The following is a 19,784-nucleotide window of genomic DNA, read 5'->3' as shown; positions in this document are numbered from 1 at the left end:
TCAACGTACGTACAGTAGGGCGAAACGGACATGCGGTGCACGGAATGTGCACCGCCTAAGTCATCTGCGGCGCCGTCGGCGTCGCCCGAAGTTGGAGTGTGGCTCGTGGGCATGAGGCCCCCCACCGGTATGCCGTCGTTGTCGCGGCGAAGCCGGATCTTGCTCGTACTGGCCTTGGTAGCAGCAGGTCTGCTACTCATCGGTCCCCGTCTGATCGACATGTACACCAATTGGCTGTGGTTCGGCGAAGTCGACTTCCGTGGCGTGTACACCACCACGCTGCTGACGCGATTGGTGATCTTCCTCGTCGTCGCTCTGGTCGTCGGACTCATCGTGTTCGCCGCATTGTTGTTGGCGTACCGCAACCGTCCGGTGTTCGTTCCGGTGGCCGGTCCCAACGATCCGATCGCGCGGTACCGCACCACGGTGATGAGCCGGTTGCGCCTGTTCGGCATCGGAATTCCGGTCGTGTTCGGATTCCTGTCCGGCATGATCGCCCAGACCAACTGGGTGACCGTGCAGCTGTTCCTGCACGGCGGAGACTTCGGCCAGACCGACCCGCAGTTCGGCCTCGACGTCGGGTTCTACTCGTTCGACCTGCCGTTCTACCGATTCATCCTCAACTGGCTGTTCGTTGCCATCTTGGTTGCCTTCTTCGCGAACCTGGTGACGCAGTACGTATTCGGCGGGATCCGGCTAGCCGGGCGTGAAGGTGCACTCACCCGCTCGGCGCGAATTCAACTCGCTGTCATCGCCGGCAGCTTCGTTCTGCTCAAGGCCGTTGCCTACTGGTTCGACCGGTACACGTTGTTGTCGAGCGGTCGCAAGGAGCCGACATTCACCGGAGCCGGATTCACCGACATCAATGCCGTGTTGCCGGCAAAACTCATTCTGTTGGCCATCGCAGTGATCTGTGCGATCGCGTTCTTCTCGGCAATTTTCCTGCGCGACCTCAGAATTCCGGCGTTGGCCACGGCATTGCTGGTCCTTTCGTCGATCCTGATCGGTGCAGTCTGGCCGTTGGTCATGGAGCAGTTCTCGGTGCGTCCGAACGCGGCCGACAAGGAGAGCACGTACATCGAGCGCAACATCGCGGCCACCCGAGCCGCATACGGGTTGACCGATGACGTGGTCACTTACCGGAACTACTCCGGCGAAGCAGCGTTGAGCCCCGGTGAGGTGGCGTCGGAGTCGGCGACGATGTCCAACATCCGTCTGCTCGACCCGAACATCCTGGCACCTACCTTCACCCAGCAGCGTCAGATCCGAAACTTCTACGGGTTCCCCGACACGCTGGCCGTGGACCGGTATCCGGATGCAGACGGCAACCTACGCGATTACGTCGTTGCCGCGCGCGAGATCTCACCGCAGACGCTCGATGCGAACCAGCGCGACTGGATCAACCGCCATACGGTGTTCACCCACGGAAACGGCTTCGTGGCAGCACCCGCCAACTCCGTCGACGAAGCCGTCGCCGACGAATCCAGCGGCGGACGGGGCGGTTACCCGAACTACCAGGTGAACTGGATCGAGAACGATGCCGAGGGCTCGATTCGAAAGGACGGCCCCGGCGACCTCGATCAGCCGCGCATCTATTTCGGACCGGTCATCGCCAACTCCGATGCCGACTACTCGATCGTCGGTTCCACCGGCGAGCCTCGCGAGTACGACACCGACAGCAAGAGCTACACCTACGACGGTGCGGCCGGGGTGAACATCGGCAATTTCTTCAACCGTCTGGTGTTCGCCAGCAAGTACGCCGAGCGCAACATCCTCTTCTCGAGTGTGATCGGTGACGAGTCGAAGATCCTGTTCAATCGCGATCCCCGTGACAGGGTCCAGAAGGTTGCACCCTGGTTGACCACCGATGGATCGACTTACCCGGCGATCGTCGAGGGCAAGCTCGTCTGGATCATCGACGGCTACACCACGTTGGACAACTTCCCGTATGCCCAGCGGATGTCGCTCGAAGACGCCACTGCCGACAGCATCGAGTCCACCACGACCCGTGCGCTGCCGAGCCGGGAAGTGTCGTACATCCGGAACTCGGTGAAGGCCACGGTCGACGCCTACGACGGCACCGTCAAGCTCTACGAACAGGATGAGAACGATCCTGTGCTCAAGGCATGGGAAGGCGTGTTCCCCGGAACCGTCATCCCGAAGGATCAGGTGTCCGACGAACTTCGCGATCACTTCCGTTACCCGGAGGACCTGTTCAAGGTCCAGCGTGAGCTGCTCACCAAGTACCACGTCAACGATCCGCGAGAGTTCTTCACCAACAACGCCTTCTGGGAAGTTCCGACGGACCCGACGGCGGAGAACACCTCGGCCAAGCAGCCGCCGTACTACGTCGTCGCGTCCGATGTCTCCAACGAGGAGAACCAGGCGTCGTTCCAGCTGACCAGTGCGTTGGTGGGCTACCGGCGTGAAGTTCTCGGCGCGTACGTCAGTGCAGATTCCGATCCGGAAAACTACGGCAAGATCACCGTGCTGAGATTGCCGACGGATACATCCACCCAGGGTCCGAATCAGGTGCAGAACCAGATGACGACGACGACGGACGTGTCCGAGAGCTTGGGCATCGTGCGCCGTGAGAACACCGTCGAGTTCGGCAACCTGCTGACCCTTCCGGTCGGCAACGGTGGGTTGATCTATGTGGAGCCCGTGTACGCCTCGCGTACCAACGAGGCATCGGCGTACCCGCAGTTGATTCGAGTGCTGGTCTCGTACGAGGGACGAGTCGGCTATGCCGCGACCCTGCCCGAAGCCATCGAGCAGGTGTTCGGAGCGGGTGCCGGACGGACCGTCACCGCACCCGGTGAGACCGACGGCACCACCCAGCCGGGTGCCGTGCCCGAGACGACGCCGTCCGACGGCGGCACGCCTTCGGCAACTCCGACACCGGCCACCGGTTCTTCGACGACCCGGGATGCGGCCGTCTCCGGCTTGAATTCTGCTCTGTCCGCTGTGCGTACCGCGCAGCAGAGCGGAAACCTTGCGGATCTCGGCACTGCACTCGAGAATCTGCAGACCGCCGTCGACGCCTACAACCGCGCAGGTAGCTGATCTGTTCGGTCATGTCCCGCTGACATGAGAGAAAGAGCCGCCTCACCGTATCGGTGAGGCGGCTCTTTCGTTGTGAAGCTGCAGCTCGTGTGAACTGCTCGGGATCAGCGTCCGATGGGCGCGAGCACGGGGGAGTTCGCAGCAACGAGGTGCTGGAACTGAGTGCTCAGGCCGTACTGGTCAGCCAGTTTGGATGCTGCGTCGAATGCGCCCTGTGCAGCCTGTGTTGCGGCTGCAGCCTCCGGTGCGACGGCCGGTGCCGGTGCGGGTGCCGGTGCTGCCTTCGGCGCGGGTGCAGCCTCGGGCTCGGGTGTCGAGGCACCGGTAGTCAGCTGCTGCCCGCATACGGGCCATGCGCCCGGTCCCTGGCTCTGCAGGGTGTTCTCCGCTACGCGGATCTGTTCTGCCTTGGATGCGTTGGCCGGCGATCCGGATCCACCGTTGGCCGTCCAGGTGCTCTGCGAGAACTGCAGGCCACCGTAGTAGCCGTTTCCGGTGTTGATGCTCCAGTTGCCACCACTTTCGCACTGTGCGACGCCGTCCCAGTTGTGGGTGGCTGCGCTGGCGGTTCCGGCAGAGAGGCCGAGGGGGATTGCAACGGCGGCACCTGCGATGGCGGCCAATCCGAGTGCACGCTTGCCGAAATTGTTCTGTGTGGTCATTCGGGGTGAATCCTCTCCGCGCTCGACTGGCGCGACTGGCCTGCAATCGTTCCGCCGGTGTAGTGGCGAGAATGACCAGGCACTTCGTATCGTCGCGGCTCTGCCCCCGTACGTCTTGGGGACCACACCCGCGGGGCAGAGCGAAGGGAGCGGCGGGGTGGTGCAGGCCCAGCGGTTTAGGGCCGTCCGTGAAGGTAGTCGAGGATTCACTCACCGTCACGGAGCGGAAATGGGACGGTTACTGTCCACATTGTGGGACTGATGGGGGTCTTTCACCAGCTCAGCCGGGCTTGTGGCGCTAATGTTTCCCCTTCGTAACCCGACCGTTATGTGACGCGAAACACGCAGCAAAAGAGACGGGGAGCACTATTTTCGATGCCCTTCGGCGTGATAAACACGCACTGGAGCTGCCTCGAGTGCACGCTTTCGGTGGGCCTGCACGCGCGCGATCGTCACGTGATTTGCATTGGCCGTACGCGCGGGAGTAACTTCGTAGATGCATCGCGGGGTGGAGCAGCTCGGTAGCTCGCTGGGCTCATAACCCAGAGGTCGCAGGTTCAAATCCTGTCCCCGCTACCACTACGACTATGGACCAAGACAATGTCTTGGTCCATAGTCGTTTTTCGTTCATCGAGGCGGCCTACTCTCCGACGGCGACCATCGAAACCTCGCGCTCTGGTCGGCCGAGTATGCGGAACACGTGCTCGGCTTGTTCGGGGGGTCGAACAGTCGGACGGCCGGCCCCGTGACGCCCTCGAGGCCACCCGTGCGTAGGCGCGCGGCGAACTCCCGATGATCGCGACCCGTGCCTGCGCTGTCGGTGCCGGAAGACCAGAACAAGAGAAGCAGTATCTGCTGGTCGGTATTCGACGACTGACCGGTCGACTACTTCACCGACACCGTCAGGAACTTGTTCGGTGCGATCGTCGCGCGTACATCTTCTGGCGTCGGCGGCGACGTAGGAATCAGTGACGTGTCGGGTCGAAACCGGATGGTTGTGCCGGTGTGCTCGGTCGTTGCGGTGGACAGCAGTTCGGTGACGGGAACTCCGTGCTCATACCGTCCGGTCCACGAACCATCGATCCGTCGGTTGGTGTGTTCGAGCATCTCGGACAGTGCCGCGACGGTCGACATCCCGCGGCGGGCATGTCCATCGGCCAGCAGGACCGGATGAGGACGGTCGAAGAAGCGGACGTCCTTCGTGCTCACAACGGGCTTGCGCACCACGATGTCGTGGTCGTGTCGCGTGTCGGTGCCTCGACCGAAATCCGTCACGTCGATCGTCCCGTCCGAGCCGAACGTGACGGTCGCGTGGCCGCCTCCCTGATCCTCGGCTTCGTCTACCGCGTACGCGAGGACCTCGAGAATCAGATGCAGCACTCCACCCGGCGCGTACTCCACGGGCCGAGCTCTGATGTTCGCGAGATGGTCTCGATCGACGTCCACCGACCAGTCGTGGGTTGTCGTGGACCAGGTGTGTCGACTGGACATCGACAATTCAGTCCGAAACCTGCTCGCGTCCATCGTCGCTGGTGACCGTCTCGGCGTCGTCGGTGTCATCGGCGGTGAGGTCGACCGTGTCCACACCCTCGAGTGCCGTCAGTTCTTGCTCTGCCTCTGCGATGAGGCCCTTCGCGTTGTCTTCGATCTTCTTGACCCACTCGGCCATGACGGTCACACCCTTCGCTCGATCGTGTACCACCGGTCTACCAGACTTCTTCCCCTTAGGATCCACGGTGTGCGAACACGAACCTCGCGTCTCGATCTCGACGAGCCGGTCGTCACGGATCTCGATGCGCTGTACGCGATCTGCAGCGATCCGCAGTCGTGGACCCACTTTCCCAGCCTGCGGCACACCGATCCCGGCGCGACCGAACGAATGTTGCTGGGCTGGGTGGAACAGTGGCGGCAGGATGGATTTGCCACGTGGATCATTCGTGAGCGCGGCAGCTGCACGATAAGTGGCTACGGCGGGTGCTCGAAGCGGCAGAACGCGTTCTGGAATCTCGGCTATCGCCTCCATCCCGACGCGCAGGGAAACGGGTACGCCGCGGAGATGTGTGAGATTGCAGTCGAGCGCGCGCACCGAACCGAGCCCGAATTGCCAATCGTGGCGTACCTCCTCGAACACAACGTCGCGTCGGCCCGAGTGGCCCAGCGCGCGGGCCTGGAGTTGATCACCCGTGGACCCGACGTCGGCAATCCCGACGCCGACGCAGTTCGCCTGGTGTACGCCGACCGGCCGTTGAGCTCGATTCAGGTCGACTCTGTTCTGTCTGCCTGAGCGATGCCGTTCACGTCGGCCAAGCGACGTTGTAGCAGTCGCTTCTCCGGTGCGGTTCGTGCACGGTCCAGTGCCTGTCGGTACTGCTCTGCTGCCTCGTCGAGGCGGCCGAGCCGGTGCAGCAGATCGGCTTTCGCCATCGGGTACGGGTGGTAGCGGCGCAGCGACGGCTCGTCGGCAAGCAGGTCCAGCTCGTGCAGGCCGGCCTCCGGACCGTCGCGCATGGCAAGAGCAACAGCTCGGTTCAATGCGACGATCGCATTCGGGCCCCGAGTCGCCAATAGGTCGTACAGAGCAACGATTTGGTGCCAGTCGGTGCCGTCGGTATTCGGCGACTCGTCGTGCAGCGCGGCGATCGCTGCCTGCACCGCATAGGGTCCGCTCGGTCCGCTGCGGAGAGCGTCCTCCACGAGTTGCGTACCTTCGGTGACGAACTCGGCGTTCCACAATCGCCGGTCCTGATCGGCCAGCAGAACAATATCGCCGTGCACGTCGATCCGTGCGCGGCGTCTGGCGTCGGTCAGCAACATCAATGCCAGCAGGCCGGTCACCTCGGACTCCGTCGGCAGTGCCGCGTGTAGCAGTCGTCCCATGCCGATGGCCTCGGTGGTGAGATCGACGCGCCCGATGCTCTCACCCGACGTCGCCGAGTAGCCCTCGGTGAAGATCGAATAGACGACCTCGAGCACCATCGGCACCCTGCCGGCCAATTCGTCCGGGCCCGGAACGCGGAACGGAATTCGCGCGACTCGAATCTTGTTCTTGGCCCGCACTATTCGTTGTGCTGCCGTGGCAGGAGGGATGAGCAGCGCACGGGCAACCTCGGCGGTGGTGAGACCGGCCACACACCGAAGTGTCAACGCGAGACGGTCGCCCGCCGCAAGCGCAGGGTGCGCGCAGGTGAAGAACAGCTGCAGTCGGTCGTCGGGCAGATTTTCGTCGAGGGCGTTCGGCGGGTGCGGTTCGCTGCGATCCGAATCGGCTTGCAGCACTCCGACCTTCGCGGCCAATGTCTGATCGCGTCGCAGACGATCGACCGCCTTTCGGCGTGCAGCGGTGAGCAACCAGGCTCCGGGATTGGACGGTATGCCATCGATCGGCCAATGCTCGAGAGCGGTCTCGATGGCATCCGACGTCACCTCCTCGGCTAGATCGAGATCTCGGTAGCGCTGCACCAATGACGCGAGCAGGATCGAGCGCTCGGCTCGGAATACCGAGTCGAGCGCTCGACGAACCTCGGACTCGCTCACCGAGCGGTTCCGCAGGTCAGAACTCTGCGAGCGGTCTCACGACTACCGTGCCGCCGTCTTTCGAGCCGGGGCAGCGGGCCGCCCATTCCAACGCGGCATCGAGGTCGGGGACGTCGATCACGTCGTAGCCGCCGAGCACCTCGTGCGATTCGGCGTACGGCCCGTCGGTGACGGTGCGCTCTCCGGTGGTGGCATCGACGCGCACCGCCGTAGCAGTGGTGAGGTCCGCCATTGCATAACCGGAGACGTAGACGCCCGCCTCCTTCATTTCCTTTTCGTAGGTCATCCAGTCCTCCACGCTGCTGCAACCCGGTGCTGCTCCCGGTGCGGTGTTCGCGTTGATCAAGAGGATGTACTTCATGGTGCGCTCCTGGGTTCGTTACCTCGGTGGCACGACGCGAGTCGTCGTACACGAAGACGACGTTCGAGAAGCCACGATATCGACAGTGCCATCCACGTTTTTTCGGTGCACGAGAAAAGCGGCATCGGACCCGTGGTCCGATGCCGCCTTCGTTCACTGTGTGGCTCGACGACGAGCCAGATGTGTCACTTCAGTTCTGCCGACGACTTTCCGAGTACACGGCGGGCAACGATGAGTTGCTGAATCTGCTGCGTGCCCTCGAAGATGTCGAGAATCTTGGAGTCGCGGCTCCACTTCTCGAGCAGCGGGCGTTCGGAGTAGCCGTAGGTACCGGCCAACTCGACCGCCTTGAGAGTGATGTCGACTGCCGAGCGGCCGGCCTTGGCCTTGGACATCGAGGCCTGCAGCGAGTTGGGCTCCTTGTTGTCGGCCATCCACGCTGCACGCAGTGCGAGCAGATGTGCTGCCTCCCAGTCCGCTTCGAGGCGCAGGAACTCTGCGGCCGCCGCGTGCTGGTTGTAGGCGGGGGTCTCGTAGGAGATCTCGACTCCGGCGTCGACCAGGATGGACCGCAACTCTTCGAGTGCTGCGCGTGCGACGCCGATTGCCATACCGGCGACAAGCGGACGAGTGTTGTCGAACGTCTGCATGACGCCGGCAAAGCCCTTTTCGACGTTCACCTCGGCCGTACCGAGCAGGTTGTCCTTGGGGATGCGGCAGTCTTCGAGCAGCAGTGCTGCCGTATCGGACGCCTTGATTCCCAGCTTGTGCTCGAGGCGGGCGACCGACAGGCCCGGAGCGTCACGCGGGACGACGAACGACTTGATGGCCGCGCGGCCGAGGGACTTGTCGACCGTTGCCCAGACGACGATGTGCGAGGAACGTTCGCCGGCGGTCACATAGATCTTCTCGCCGTTGAGTACCCACTCGTCGCCATCGAGGACAGCAGTGGTGGTAACGGCTGCGGAGTCCGAGCCGAAGCCGGGCTCGGTGATGGCCATCGAAGCCCATACCTTGCCGAAGCGCTCGAGTTGCTCGTCGGTGGACACCGCGGCGATCGCCGAGTTGCCGAGTCCCTGGTAGGGGATCGACAGGGTGAGGCCGACATCTCCCCAGCACGTTTCGATCACGTTCACCAGAGCGGACATGTTGCCGCCGTTGGAGTTAGCGGTCTTGCTGGGTTTGGGAGCGGACTCACTGTCCTTCTCTCGGCCACCTGCAGCACCGCCGATTTCGCCACCGGCGTCGGACATGCCTTCGACCATCGACGCCATCGTGTCGAGTTCCACCGGGTACTCGTGCTCGGCGAGGTCGTACTTGCGGGAAATCGGGCGGAAGATCTCGGCAGCGACCTGGTGAGCCTGATTCGCCTGCGCCCGAAGCTTCTTGGGAAGTTCAAGATTGATCATCGTGTATGTCCTTGGGTGAGTGCCATGGAATTCGGGGCGGCGAGCTAGATGAGAACGATGCCCTCGGCGACGCCGACGGACCGCAGATCGCGGTACCAGCGCTCCACCGGGTGCTCCTTGGTGAAGCCGTGACCGCCGAGAAGCTGCACGCCATCGGAACCGATCTGCATGCCCTTCTCGGATGCGAGTCGACGAGCCAGCGCGGACTCGCGAGTGAACGACAGTCCCTGCTCGGCGCGAGACGCACCACGCAGCGTGACCAACCGCATGCCGTCGAGCTCGATGGCGATGTTGGCGACCATGAAGGCCACGGCCTGACGGTTGCTGATCGGCTCACCGAAGGCAACACGGTCGTTGACGTACGGAACGACGTAGTCGAGTACCGCTTGGCTGGTACCGACGGCCAGCGATGCCCAGCCGAGTCGCGCGAGGCCGATGGCGGCGCTGTACTCGGCGGCCCGCTGATCCGCGTCACCGTCGCCGAGAAGAGCCGATTCGGGAACTGCGACGTCGGTCAGGATCAGGCGGCCCAGGCCTGCTGCGCGCAGGCCCATGCTCGGGTCGGCTTCGACGACCAGGCCCTTGGAGTCGGACTCGACGATGAAGAATGCCGGGCGGCCCTCGAGTTCCGCTGCGATGACGAACAGCTCGGAGCTTCCGGCGGCGGGTACGAGACTCTTGACGCCGTTGAGCTTGTAGCCGCTGGGGGAGCGCACAGCCTTGGTCTGCAGTGCATACGGGTCGAACAATGCGCGTGGCTCGTTGACGACCACCGCGGCGTTGGGCACCTTCTCGCCCACGAATGCCGGCAGGTACGTCTTCTGCTGTGCATCCGTTCCCCACTGGGTGAGGGCGACGGCCACGCCGCTGGGCGCGAGGATCGGCAGGGCGAGGCCCATGTCGCCGTGCGCAAGAGCCTCGGCGACGAGCGAGTTCGTGACGGCTCCGCGCTCGGTGGCCGCGCCGTCGAGTTCCTCGGGCACATTGATCAGCGTGATGCCGAGCTCGGCGGATCGACGAACCAGATCCTCGGGTGAGGAGGCATTGTGATCTGCGTCGAAGGCGGCAGGCCGGAGGATTTCCTCGGCGAACTCCTTGACCGTCTCGACGATCATGCGCTGTTCGTCGTCGGGCGTCAGATCGAAGTAGCTCAGGTTCTTGGTGGCACCGTCGTCGAGTCGCTTGGGCTTGCCGCCACCGGTGACCTTGGCGAACGTGCGATTGGCCGCGCCGAGTGTCTTGAACCCGGTCTTGGTGCTCTCGTACGTCACCCGGTCGATCGTTTGGCGGAGGTTGTACTTCTCCGCCAATTCCGATCCGGTGATGGCGGTCAGAACGCGCATGGCGGTTCCGATCGCATCTCTCTTGAACGGGTTGAGGCCAACCGCAGAAGTATCGCGGGGCACCTTCGGGCGCTTCGCGTCGACCACACTGTCTTGCTTGCTCATGATCACCAGTTCCTCGGCGTCGGTCACGGACTTCTCAGATCTTACTCCCGAGTAAGTTAGCTGTCTACTGTCGAGTAAGTACCGGTGGCGCACGACACCTCAGCAGTAGTTCGTATCCTGCGTCGTACCGGTGTGACAGGCTGTTTCCGTGCATCCGACAGCTCAGATCTTCGCCGCCCTCGCCGCGGCCCTTCACGTCGTCATCTTCGTCATGGAGAGTGTGGTGTGGAGCAAGCCCGCCGTGTGGTCGCGATTCGGAGTCGCGAGCCAGAACGACGCCGACATCGTGAAACCGATGGCCTTCAACCAGGGCTTCTACAACCTGTTCCTCGCCGTCGGAATCGTGGTCGGCCTCGTCGTAGGTGGATCCGCGGGCGACGCGATCGTCTACTTCGCGTGCGCGAGCATCGTCGGAGCGGCTCTCGTTCTGGCCACCGGCGGTGCCAAGTACTTCCGGCCCGCGTTCGTCCAGGGCGTCACGCCCCTGATTGCGCTGGTTCTCGCCGCGGTTCTGTAGTCGACATTCAGGCGTCGGGGGACAGCCGCGCGAGTACCTCACTCTGCAGTAGGCCGTTGGTGGCCACCGCGCTGCCGCCGTGCGGGCCTTCGGTGCCGTCCAGTGCGGTGAAGTCGCCGCCGGCCTCGCGCACGAGGACATCGAGCGCAGCCAGGTCCCACAGCGACACTTCGGGTTCGGCTGCGATGTCGACAGCGCCCTCGGCGACCAGGCAGTACGAGAAGAAGTCGCCGTAGCCGCGGACGCGCCATACGGCGTCGGTCAGGTCGAGGAACCGGTCCCTGGTACCCAGATCCGCCCAGCCCGACAGGCTGGAGAAGCTCAGACTCGACGACTCGAGCGAATCGACCTTCGATACAGCGATCCGGCGCGGGGAGTCCCCGTCCGAAGCAGTCCAGGCCCCCAGTTCCAGAGCGGCCCACCATCGTCGATTCAATGCGGGTGCGCTGACAACTCCGACTCGGGGTACGCCGTCGTCGAGCAGAGCGATCAACGTGGCCCACACGGGCACGCCGCGCACGAAGTTCTTGGTGCCGTCGATGGGATCCACCACCCACTGGCGACCGCTGAAGGTCGCGGTGCCGCCGAACTCCTCACCCAGCAAGGCATCGCCGGAACGCTCCGAACCGAGCTCGCTGCGAATCATCGTCTCGACGGCCAGGTCTGCGTCGCTCACCGGTGTGAGATCCGGCTTCGAGTCCACCGAGAGATCCATGGCAAGAAAACGTCGACGAGTGATGGCGTCGGCCTCGTCTGCGAGGCGGAGGGCAAGGGCAAGATCGGCGGAGTAGTCGGTCACCGGAGAAGACTATCGCCGCGCACGGGCGTGCTCGTACGCGGCGATATGTGTGCCTGGGCCTACCCGGTGACTTCGTTCAGGCTTCCGGTGGCAACATCGAAGATGAAGCCTCGAATGGATTCGTGCTTCGTGACGAACGGGCTCTGCTCGATGCGGGCGAGCGATTGGCGAACATCGCGGTCCAGGTCGGGGAATGCTTCTGCTGCCCAATTCGGCTTGATTCCGGTCTCGTCCTGAAGGTCGTTCTTGAACTCGTCATCGGTGAAGGTGAGCATTCCGCAGTCGGTGTGATGGATCAGGATGATCTCCCTGGTGCCGAGCAGACGCTGACTGATGGCCAGCGAGCGAATCTCGTCATCGGTGATGACACCGCCCGCATTGCGAATCACGTGGGCTTCGCCGTCGGCGAGACCGAGAATGCGGTAGACGTCGAGTCGGGCGTCCATGCACGCCACCACCGCAACGTGCTTCGACGGCGGCAGAGGCAGGGGACCGTCGAACTGGGCGGCGTAGGCCTTGTTGTTTTCGAGGTACTGATCGGTGACGGTCATACGACGCTCCTGTGTACTGCAGGTGTGGCCGACACCGGGCGGTGACAGGCATGTCGACATGCGAATATGTCGATGAGCCGAAAACTAGCAGTCGCCCGGTGACCAGACGAGAGTTGAAATCAGCGCGGTTCGAACCCTCGACGACGGTGCCCATTCGACTGGGGCGGTGCCGTCGGGGTTCGGGGGCGGTCGGGCCAAGGTTCGCGTGCCGGTAACCTTGACTCTCGTGCATCCCGACGTTTCTGCAGACCTGGCCGAGCTCGACACCACTCTGTCCACTGTCGAGTCGGTTCTCGACGTCGAGGAACTGCGGCGACGTATCGACGAGCTGGAACACCAGGCCGCCTCACCGGACCTGTGGAACGACCAGGAACACGCGCAGCAGGTGACCAGTCAGCTGTCCCACGCGCAGGCCGAACTGCGACGCGTCGAGGAACTTCGTCAACGCCTCGAGGACATGCCTGTTCTGTACGAGCTCGCCGAGGGCGAAGAAGGTGAGGCAGCCGCGTCGGCCACTGCCGATGCCGATGCCGAGCGCGCATCACTCCGGGAGGACATCGCCGCCATGGAAGTTCGAACCCTGTTGTCCGGCGAGTACGACGCCCGTGACGCGTTGGTCAACATCCGTTCCGGTGCCGGCGGAATCGATGCCGCCGACTGGGCGGAGATGCTGATGCGCATGTACATCCGCTGGGCCGAGAAGCACGGCTACGGCGTCGAGGTCTACGACACCTCCTACGCCGAAGAGGCCGGTATCAAGAGTGCGACCTTCGCGGTGAAGGCTCCGTACACATACGGCACGTTGTCGGTCGAGCAAGGCACGCATCGGCTCGTCCGAATCAGCCCGTTCGACAACCAGGGCCGCCGACAGACCTCCTTTGCGGAGGTAGAGGTTCTCCCGGTCGTCGAGACCACCGATCACATCGAGATCCCCGAGAACGACATTCGCGTGGACGTCTACCGCTCGTCCGGACCTGGCGGCCAGTCCGTCAACACCACCGACTCCGCCGTTCGATTGACGCACATCCCCACCGGCATCGTGGTGACCTGTCAGAACGAGAAGTCGCAGCTTCAGAACAAGGTTTCGGCCATGCGAGTGCTGCAGGCCAAGCTCCTCGAGGTCAAGCGCAAGGAAGAGCGCGCCGAGATGGACGCGCTCAAGGGTGACGGGGGTAGCTCCTGGGGCAACCAGATGCGGTCGTACGTCCTGCACCCATACCAGATGGTGAAAGATCTGCGTACCGAGTACGAGGTGAACAACCCGTCTACTGTTCTCGACGGAGACATCGATGGATTCCTGGAATCGGGCATCCGTTGGCGAATGCGAGGGGAGCAGTAGATGACCGGTCATTGCGCAGGCTCCACTCCATCGATCCGATGAGGCCCTGGTACCAACCGACGCTCGACGTCCAGCTCAGTGCACTCGGGATCGTCCTGTACATCCTGGGTGGTCTGCTGGCCGCGCGATTCGTCACCTGGACCGGATCTCGGATCACGGCCCGCATCGATCAGAATTACCAGCACAGTGACGCCCTGGTGCGGTCGGAGGCAGCGAAGCATCGCCATGCCCTGGCTCAGGTCATCACCTGGGTTGCCGTCACTCTCATCTACATCCTGGTCACCATCGAGGTGCTTCGCCGCTTCGGGTTCGGGGTCGGCGGACTCGTGGCACCCGCCACGGTCATCGGTGCGGCGCTCGGCTTCGGCGCGCAGCGAGTGGTGCAGGACATCTTGGCAGGCTTCTTCATCATCACCGAGCGTCAGTACGGCTTCGGTGACGTCGTGCAGATAGCTGTGAACGGGTCGGCAGAGGACGCCGAGGGCACCGTCGAGGACGTCACGCTGCGGGTAACCCGGGTGCGGAGCGTCGACGGCGAGGTCATCACCGTCCCCAACGGCCAGATCGTCAAGGCGATCAACCTGTCGAAGGATTGGGCGCGCGCCGTCGTCGATGTTCCGGTCCCGAGTACCGCAGATCTCACCCAGGTCAACGCGTTGCTGCGTGCGGTCGGCCGCGACGCGTTCGCCGACACGCGGTTGCGGCCGCTCCTGCTCGACGAGCCGACCGTGATGGGCGTGGAGAGCATCGAGGTGGGGCAGGTCAACGTGCGCCTGGTTGCGCGGACGCTGCCGGGCAAGCAATTCCAGGTGGGCCGAGAGCTTCGAGTGAGAGTGGCCGCTGCGCTGCAGCCCGAGGGCATCAACGTTGCGCCCGACGTCAGTACGGCCGGGGTCGCACCCGAATCGTCAGGGCGAGATCGGACGGAAGACCAGTGAGTACACCCGACACCGGAACCGAACGCTCGCAACGAAATTGGCGGCAGTGGCGCATCCCGGCGAAGATCTACGGCCGCGTCCGGACGTCCACGGTGGCGTTCGGTGTCTGCTTCGTGCTCACCGGATTGCTCTACGGTCAGGTCAGTGCCGACATCGCAGCACGAGACGCCGAACCCGTGCAAGGCCCGGTCGCCGTAGACCAGGATGCATCTACCCCGTACACCCAGCCGCAGACCTCCGAGCCGCGATACTCGACAACTACGGCCTCGCCGACACCGACGGCCACCACCGATGCGGAGCCGTCGGGCAGCGTCGAACAGTCCGGTGAGCAGGCGTCGACGACTACCGCACCGCCGACCACCACGACGGCACCGTTCGGCGTGCCGATTCCACCGGCAATTCAGTCGCTCATACCCACCCAACCTGCGCCGACATCCGCGCGCTGAGTCCGTCTTTACCGTCTCTCGGGACTCGCCGCCGGACTCGGTCGGTTCCGGCGGTTACCGGCGAGTAAGGACTACACTGGCGACCCGTGATCAGCACCTCGAATGTCTCCAAGTCCTACAAGACCTCCACCAGGCCTGCCCTGGACAAGGTGACGGTCTCCATCGACAAGGGTGAGTTCGTGTTCCTGATCGGCCCGTCCGGTTCGGGCAAATCGACATTCATGCGGCTGCTCCTCAAGGAGGAGACGCCCACCTCCGGCGACATCCATGTCGCCGACTTCCACGTCAACCGGCTGGCGGCCAGACGCGTCCCACGACTGCGGCAGAGCATGGGCTGCGTCTTCCAGGACTTCCGCCTACTGCAACAGAAGACCGTGGTGGAAAACGTGGCGTTTGCGCTCGAGGTGATCGGCAAGCCACGTTCGATGATCAAGCGCACCGTCCCCGAGGTTCTCGACCTGGTGGGACTCGGCGGCAAGTCCGATCGGCTGCCGAACGAGCTGTCCGGTGGCGAACAGCAGCGCGTGGCCATCGCTCGGGCTTTCGTCAATCGGCCGCTGGTCCTGCTCGCGGACGAGCCGACCGGAAACCTGGATCCGGACACCAGCCAGGACATCATGCTGTTGCTCGAGCGCATCAACCGCACCGGAACCACGGTCCTGATGGCGACCCACGACAACCACATCGTCGATTCGATGCGCCGACGCGTCGTCGAACTCGACAACGGACGAGTCGTTCGTGACGAGGCCCGCGGGGTCTACGGCGTCGGACGCTGACGACACCCGACCAGGACCTATCGGACTTCTCGACCGAACGAATCGAAGGGCTCGGATTCCGCGATGCGCGCAAGTTTCATCTTCAGTGAGGTCCTCACCGGACTTCGCCGCAACATCACCATGACGATCGCCATGATCTTGACGACCGCCATCTCCCTCGGCCTGTTCGGCGGTGGATTGCTCGTGGTGCAGATGGCGGGAAAGACCCAGCAGATCTTCCTCGACCGAGTGGAAGTGCAGATCTTTCTCACGGACGACATCTCCGCAACAGATGCCGACTGCGCACAGGAGACCTGCGCCACCCTGCGATCGGATCTGGAGAACACCCCGTCGGTGGTGTCGGTGCAGTACCTCAACCGTGAGGACGCGGTGAAGGACGCCACCGAGCGCGTGTTCAAGGACCAGCCTGAATTGGCCGAACTGGTCAGCGCCGACAGCTTTCCCGCGTCGTTCAAGGTGCGTCTGAGTGATCCCGAACGGTTCGGGGTGATCAACGACAACTTCGAGAATCGACCGGGCGTGCAGAGCGTGCTGAATCAGCGCGACCTGGTCGAGCGCCTTTTCAGTGTGCTCAACGGCGTGCGCAACGCTGCTTTCGCCATCGCCACTGTGCAGGCGATCGCCGCAATCCTGTTGATTGCCAACATGGTTCAGATCGCCGCGTTCACCAGACGAACCGAGGTCGGCATCATGCGGTTGGTCGGTGCCACTCGCTGGTACACCCAGCTCCCGTTCCTGCTCGAGGCGGTGGTGGCGGCATTGATCGGATCTGCTCTCGCCATTGCGGGCCTGTTCACAGCAAAGAACATGTTCATCGACGATGTTCTCTCGGATGTGTATCAGGCCAACATTCTGGCCCGGATTTCGAACAGCGACGTCCTCCTCGTCTCGCCGTTCCTGGCGCTGGTGGGAGTCGGCATGGCCGCGGTGACGGCGTACATCACGCTGCGCCTGTACGTGCGCGAATAAATTCGCTTGCCGTTCGGTTCTATGCTGGAGCGGTTGCCCGTGGAACCGCTCCACCCGGCGAACGCTCGAGAAAGGGCCCTGCAGTGAGAGAGAAGGGCCGCAAGGCCATCGCAACCAATCGCAAGGCGCGGCACAACTACTCCATACTCGACGTCCTCGAGGCCGGAGTTGCCCTCGTCGGAACCGAGGTCAAGAGTCTGCGTGACGGCAAGGCCTCGCTGGTCGACGCCTTCGCGACTGTCGACGATGGTGAGATCTGGCTACGCGGACTGCACATCGCGGAATACACGCTCGGTAGCTGGACAAACCATGCGCCGCGGCGTAACCGCAAACTGCTCCTTCACCGTCGCGAGATCGACCGCCTGGCAAGCAAGGTCAAAGAGGGAAACCTGACGCTGGTGCCGTTGTCGATGTATTTCTCCGACGGCAAGGTCAAGGTCGAACTGGCGCTGGCCAAGGGCAAGCAGGATTACGACAAGCGACAGTCGTTGGCCAAGCGCACCGCCGAACGCGAGGTCACTCGTGAGCTGGGGCGTCGTGTGAAGGGCATGCGCTGACCGCTGTTCTGCTCGCTCTGGTAGCTGCCGTCGGCTATGGGGTGAGCGATTTCGTCGGCGGTGTCGCATCCCGCCGGGTCGCCGCCCTCCGGGTGGTCATCGTGTCCTACCCGCTGTCGCTGGTGATCGTTCTGCTCGTAGCTCAGTTCGTCGGCGGCACGATCGAACTGTCGGCGATGCTGTGGGGGCTGGCCTCCGGTGTCGCAGGCGGAGTTGCGGTGTGGTGGTTCTACCTTGCCCTCGCCGCCGGACCGATGGCCGTGGTCTCACCCGTCACCGCCGTCCTGGTGGCCGGTATCCCGGTACTGGTCGGGCTGTCGATGGGCGAGCGTCCTGGCATCATCGCGTTCGTCGGTATCGCCGTCGCCCTGGTGGCCGTGGTGCTGGTCAGCAAGGAATCCCCGGACGAGGTGACCGGTGAAGTGGCAGGCGGTCGGGAGATGAAGTTCACCCGAGCCGTGGCCTGGTTGACGGTCGGTTCGGGCGTGACGTTCGCTTTCGCGTTCATTTTTCTACATCAGATCGGCGATGGCAGTGGACTGTGGCCGCTTGCGGCGTCGCGTGCGTCGGCCACCGCGGTGGTCTGGGTCGTAGCCCTGGCTTCCGGGCACTTCTCGCCTCCGCACGGTAGCGTGCTCAAACTTGCGGCGTTCGTCAGCGTGCTCGACGTGGTCGCCAACGCAGCCTTGATCTATGCCTATCAGGACGGTCTTCTCTCGTTGGTGAGCGTCATCGCCTCGCTGTATCCGGCAGCAACGGTATTGCTGGCCATGGTGATGCTCGGCGAAAGAGTCGGTACTCTGCAGAAGATCGGAATGGCGTTGGCGCTCGGCGCGATCGCGATGATTGCCCTCGCAGGTTGAACTGGCCCGCTCGGGGGTAATGACCTCGTTTATGACAGCTTCCGATTCGCCGTCCGACATCCCTGTGGCTCAGGACGACGGACGCCCTCCCCGCGTTCTGGTGACCGGTGCCACGGGATACCTGGGCGGGCGTCTGGCACCGCGTCTGCTCGACGAGGGGTACCGGGTCCGAGTGCTGGCTCGCACCCCCAGCAAGCTCGACAACGTGCCGTGGGCGGCGGACGTCGAAGTCGTCAAGGGCGATCTGAGCGATCGGGAGTCGTTGAAGGAGGCGCTCAGCGGAGTCGATGTCATGTACTACTTGGTGCACTCGATGGGCACCGCCGGGCATTCCGATTTTGCCGACACCGAACGCGACAGCGCCGAGAACGTGGCCACCGTCGCGGCGGAGTGCGGCGTCGGCCGCATCGTCTACCTGGGCGGCTTGCATCCGCCGACCGGAGAATTGTCCCCACACCTGAAGTCCCGCGCCGAGGTGGGTCGCATTCTGATCGAGTCGGGCGTCCCTACGGTCGTGCTGCAGGCCGGCGTCGTGATCGGATCGGGTTCGGCGTCGTTCGAGATGATCCGCCACCTGACCAACCGACTGCCGGTGATGACCACACCGCGGTGGGTGCACAACCGGATCCAGCCGATCGCGGTACGCGATGTGTTGCATTACCTCATCGAGGCTGCGCGCGCACCGATCGCCGAATCCCGGACCTTCGACATCGGCGGTCCGGACGTCATGCAGTACGGCGAGATGATGAACATCTACGCCGACGTCGCGGGACTGCGGCAGCGCCGGATCATTGTGCTTCCGGTGTTGACTCCGCGTTTGGCCGGCCACTGGATCGGGTTGGTGACACCCATTCCGCGCGGGTTGGCGATGCCGCTCATCGAATCGCTGCAGTACGACGCCGTCGGGCACGAGATGGACATCGACGCCGTCGTACCTCGACCGGACGGCGGCCTGACCGGCTACCGCGACTCCGTGAGGTTGGCCCTGCGGAAGATCGACGACGGTGAAGTGGAGACGCGATGGACCGACGCCACCGGTACCGCGGCACCCTCGGATCCGCTGCCCTCGGATCCGGCGTGGGCGGGCGAGGTCGTCTACACCGACACCAGGGTCGCTCGAAGCACAGCGAAGTCGACTGCGATCCGTCCTGCACTCGAACGATTGGCCGACGCAGACGTGCTCGCCGGCTGGCATCGTGACGCCACCGGACCCGACGCATCGGCGTCGGGCACCGAACACACCACCCGGCTCAAGTCCTCGACTCGACTTCCCGGCGAGGCGTGGCTGGACCTCACGGTGGGGGGAACCGCGAAGCAGCCGACGATCGAGCAGCGGTTGGTGTTCTTCCCGCGTGGGCTGGCCGGTCGCGCAGTCTGGTACGCCTCTCTGCCGGCACGGTTGGTCGTGGCGCGCCGAATGCTGCGTACGGTGGTGCAGCGTGTGGACGCCGATGCCGCATCGCACGCGACGGATCGCCGTGCGAGAAGTTAATGGGATGAATGTGGCCACGCGAGGCGTTACACTGAACAGCCCGGACACAGTGTTCGG

General features: G+C 63.8%; 20 protein-coding genes and 1 tRNA gene. 12 read left to right on the top strand and 9 right to left on the bottom strand.

Translation table 11 applies throughout. The features are described from left to right. Nucleotides 1-105: 105 nt before the first annotated feature. A complete protein-coding gene (locus tag O4220_RS09490) occupies nucleotides 106-3,066 on the top strand; it encodes a UPF0182 family protein (protein WP_269603385.1) in 2,961 nt (986 codons plus the stop codon). 104 nt (nucleotides 3,067-3,170) lie between these two features. Here O4220_RS09490 and O4220_RS09485 read toward each other — a convergent pair whose 3' ends face one another. Continuing rightward, nucleotides 3,171-3,728, bottom strand: a complete 558-nt coding sequence (locus O4220_RS09485) for a transglycosylase family protein (protein WP_269603383.1) — start codon at nucleotides 3,726-3,728, stop codon at nucleotides 3,171-3,173. Between the two features lie 502 nt (nucleotides 3,729-4,230). On the opposite strand from O4220_RS09485, the gene O4220_RS09480 reads away from it, so the two are divergent. After that, nucleotides 4,231-4,307, top strand: a tRNA-Met gene (locus O4220_RS09480). 306 nt (nucleotides 4,308-4,613) lie between these two features. On the opposite strand, the gene O4220_RS09475 is transcribed toward O4220_RS09480, so the two are convergent. Both O4220_RS09475 and O4220_RS09470 read right to left on the bottom strand, forming a co-directional pair. Next, a complete protein-coding gene (locus tag O4220_RS09475) occupies nucleotides 4,614-5,219 on the bottom strand; it encodes a hypothetical protein (RefSeq protein WP_269603382.1) in 606 nt (201 codons plus the stop codon). A 7-nt stretch (nucleotides 5,220-5,226) separates the two neighbouring features. Continuing rightward, nucleotides 5,227-5,397 carry a hypothetical protein gene (locus O4220_RS09470; protein ID WP_269603380.1) on the bottom strand — a complete coding sequence of 57 codons (171 nt, stop codon included), beginning with the start codon at nucleotides 5,395-5,397 and terminating at the stop codon, nucleotides 5,227-5,229. 69 nt (nucleotides 5,398-5,466) lie between these two features. Here O4220_RS09470 and O4220_RS09465 point away from each other — a divergent pair, with 69 nt between their 5' ends. Next, a complete protein-coding gene (locus tag O4220_RS09465; protein WP_269603378.1) occupies nucleotides 5,467-6,012 on the top strand; it encodes a GNAT family N-acetyltransferase in 546 nt (181 codons plus the stop codon). Here the strand turns inward: O4220_RS09465 and O4220_RS09460 are convergent. The 4 genes from O4220_RS09460 to O4220_RS09445 form a co-directional block, all read right to left on the bottom strand. After that, entirely contained in the window at nucleotides 5,985-7,262 is a 1,278-nt protein-coding gene (locus tag O4220_RS09460; protein WP_269603376.1) for an RNA polymerase sigma factor, read from the bottom strand. The genes O4220_RS09465 and O4220_RS09460 overlap by 28 nt on opposite strands. 16 nt (nucleotides 7,263-7,278) lie before the next feature. Next, nucleotides 7,279-7,623: a YciI family protein gene (locus O4220_RS09455; protein WP_269603374.1), complete on the bottom strand. Its 345-nt coding sequence runs from the start codon at nucleotides 7,621-7,623 to the stop codon at nucleotides 7,279-7,281. Between the two features lie 185 nt (nucleotides 7,624-7,808). Next, nucleotides 7,809-9,032, bottom strand: coding sequence for an acyl-CoA dehydrogenase family protein (locus tag O4220_RS09450; protein ID WP_269603372.1), 1,224 nt, complete (start codon nucleotides 9,030-9,032; stop codon nucleotides 7,809-7,811). Between the two features lie 44 nt (nucleotides 9,033-9,076). Beyond that, nucleotides 9,077-10,486 carry an acyl-CoA dehydrogenase family protein gene (locus O4220_RS09445; RefSeq protein WP_032403565.1) on the bottom strand — a complete coding sequence of 470 codons (1,410 nt, stop codon included), beginning with the start codon at nucleotides 10,484-10,486 and terminating at the stop codon, nucleotides 9,077-9,079. Between the two features lie 142 nt (nucleotides 10,487-10,628). On the opposite strand from O4220_RS09445, the gene O4220_RS09440 reads away from it, so the two are divergent. Then, a complete protein-coding gene (locus O4220_RS09440) occupies nucleotides 10,629-10,997 on the top strand; it encodes a DUF1304 domain-containing protein (RefSeq protein WP_269603370.1) in 369 nt (122 codons plus the stop codon). Nucleotides 10,998-11,004: 7 nt separating this feature from the next. Here O4220_RS09440 and O4220_RS09435 read toward each other — a convergent pair whose 3' ends face one another. Both O4220_RS09435 and O4220_RS09430 read right to left on the bottom strand, forming a co-directional pair. Beyond that, nucleotides 11,005-11,796 carry an inositol monophosphatase family protein gene (locus O4220_RS09435; RefSeq protein WP_269603368.1) on the bottom strand — a complete coding sequence of 264 codons (792 nt, stop codon included), beginning with the start codon at nucleotides 11,794-11,796 and terminating at the stop codon, nucleotides 11,005-11,007. 59 nt (nucleotides 11,797-11,855) lie between these two features. After that, entirely contained in the window at nucleotides 11,856-12,347 is a 492-nt protein-coding gene (locus O4220_RS09430; RefSeq protein ID WP_269603366.1) for a beta-class carbonic anhydrase, read from the bottom strand. Nucleotides 12,348-12,573: 226 nt separating this feature from the next. Between O4220_RS09430 and prfB the strand changes: the two genes are divergently transcribed. The 8 genes from prfB to O4220_RS09390 all read left to right on the top strand — a co-directional run bounded on the left by prfB (nucleotide 12,574) and on the right by O4220_RS09390 (nucleotide 19,727). Then, nucleotides 12,574-13,686: a peptide chain release factor 2 gene (prfB, locus tag O4220_RS09425; RefSeq protein WP_027496571.1), complete on the top strand. Its 1,113-nt coding sequence runs from the start codon at nucleotides 12,574-12,576 to the stop codon at nucleotides 13,684-13,686. Nucleotides 13,687-13,724: 38 nt separating this feature from the next. Then, nucleotides 13,725-14,624, top strand: a complete 900-nt coding sequence (locus O4220_RS09420) for a mechanosensitive ion channel family protein (protein ID WP_269603364.1) — start codon at nucleotides 13,725-13,727, stop codon at nucleotides 14,622-14,624. Further along, complete coding sequence (locus O4220_RS09415; RefSeq protein WP_269603362.1) at nucleotides 14,621-15,070, top strand: hypothetical protein; 450 nt, start codon at nucleotides 14,621-14,623, stop codon at nucleotides 15,068-15,070. Before O4220_RS09420 ends, O4220_RS09415 begins: the two co-directional genes overlap by 4 nt. 86 nt (nucleotides 15,071-15,156) lie before the next feature. Next, entirely contained in the window at nucleotides 15,157-15,846 is a 690-nt protein-coding gene (gene ftsE, locus O4220_RS09410) for a cell division ATP-binding protein FtsE (protein WP_027496574.1), read from the top strand. 63 nt (nucleotides 15,847-15,909) lie between these two features. Next, nucleotides 15,910-16,815: a permease-like cell division protein FtsX gene (gene ftsX, locus O4220_RS09405; RefSeq protein WP_032376947.1), complete on the top strand. Its 906-nt coding sequence runs from the start codon at nucleotides 15,910-15,912 to the stop codon at nucleotides 16,813-16,815. Nucleotides 16,816-16,898: 83 nt separating this feature from the next. Continuing rightward, a complete protein-coding gene (gene smpB / locus O4220_RS09400; protein ID WP_032397704.1) occupies nucleotides 16,899-17,372 on the top strand; it encodes an SsrA-binding protein SmpB in 474 nt (157 codons plus the stop codon). Between the two features lie 8 nt (nucleotides 17,373-17,380). Beyond that, on the top strand, nucleotides 17,381-18,235 hold the full coding sequence (locus tag O4220_RS09395; RefSeq protein WP_269603650.1) for a DMT family transporter: 855 nt from the start codon (nucleotides 17,381-17,383) through the stop codon (nucleotides 18,233-18,235). A gap of 31 nt (nucleotides 18,236-18,266) precedes the next feature. Next, nucleotides 18,267-19,727 carry an SDR family NAD(P)-dependent oxidoreductase gene (locus O4220_RS09390; protein WP_269603359.1) on the top strand — a complete coding sequence of 487 codons (1,461 nt, stop codon included), beginning with the start codon at nucleotides 18,267-18,269 and terminating at the stop codon, nucleotides 19,725-19,727. The last annotated feature ends 57 nt before the right edge of the window (nucleotides 19,728-19,784 follow it).

It is taken from the genome of Rhodococcus ruber, assembly GCF_027270735.1.
GTDB lineage: Bacteria > Actinomycetota > Actinomycetes > Mycobacteriales > Mycobacteriaceae > Rhodococcoides > Rhodococcoides rubrum_A.
Note: the sequence above shows the minus strand (reverse complement) of the source record. Positions and strands in the feature narration are given on the sequence as shown.

Bases quoted from the DNA above. Each gene is read 5' to 3' on its own strand.
- O4220_RS09390 (WP_269603359.1), top strand. From the start codon at position 18,267: ATGACAGCTTCCGATTCGCCGTCCGACATCCCTGTGGCTCAGGACGAC.
- O4220_RS09455 (WP_269603374.1), bottom strand. From the start codon at position 7,623: ATGAAGTACATCCTCTTGATCAACGCGAACACCGCACCGGGAGCAGCA.
- O4220_RS09450 (WP_269603372.1), bottom strand. From the start codon at position 9,032: ATGATCAATCTTGAACTTCCCAAGAAGCTTCGGGCGCAGGCGAATCAG.
- O4220_RS09475 (WP_269603382.1), bottom strand. From the start codon at position 5,219: ATGTCCAGTCGACACACCTGGTCCACGACAACCCACGACTGGTCGGTG.
- O4220_RS09470 (WP_269603380.1), bottom strand. From the start codon at position 5,397: ATGGCCGAGTGGGTCAAGAAGATCGAAGACAACGCGAAGGGCCTCATC.
- O4220_RS09420 (WP_269603364.1), top strand. From the start codon at position 13,725: ATGAGGCCCTGGTACCAACCGACGCTCGACGTCCAGCTCAGTGCACTC.
- O4220_RS09430 (WP_269603366.1), bottom strand. From the start codon at position 12,347: ATGACCGTCACCGATCAGTACCTCGAAAACAACAAGGCCTACGCCGCC.
- O4220_RS09485 (WP_269603383.1), bottom strand. From the start codon at position 3,728: ATGACCACACAGAACAATTTCGGCAAGCGTGCACTCGGATTGGCCGCC.
- ftsX (WP_032376947.1), top strand. From the start codon at position 15,910: ATGCGCGCAAGTTTCATCTTCAGTGAGGTCCTCACCGGACTTCGCCGC.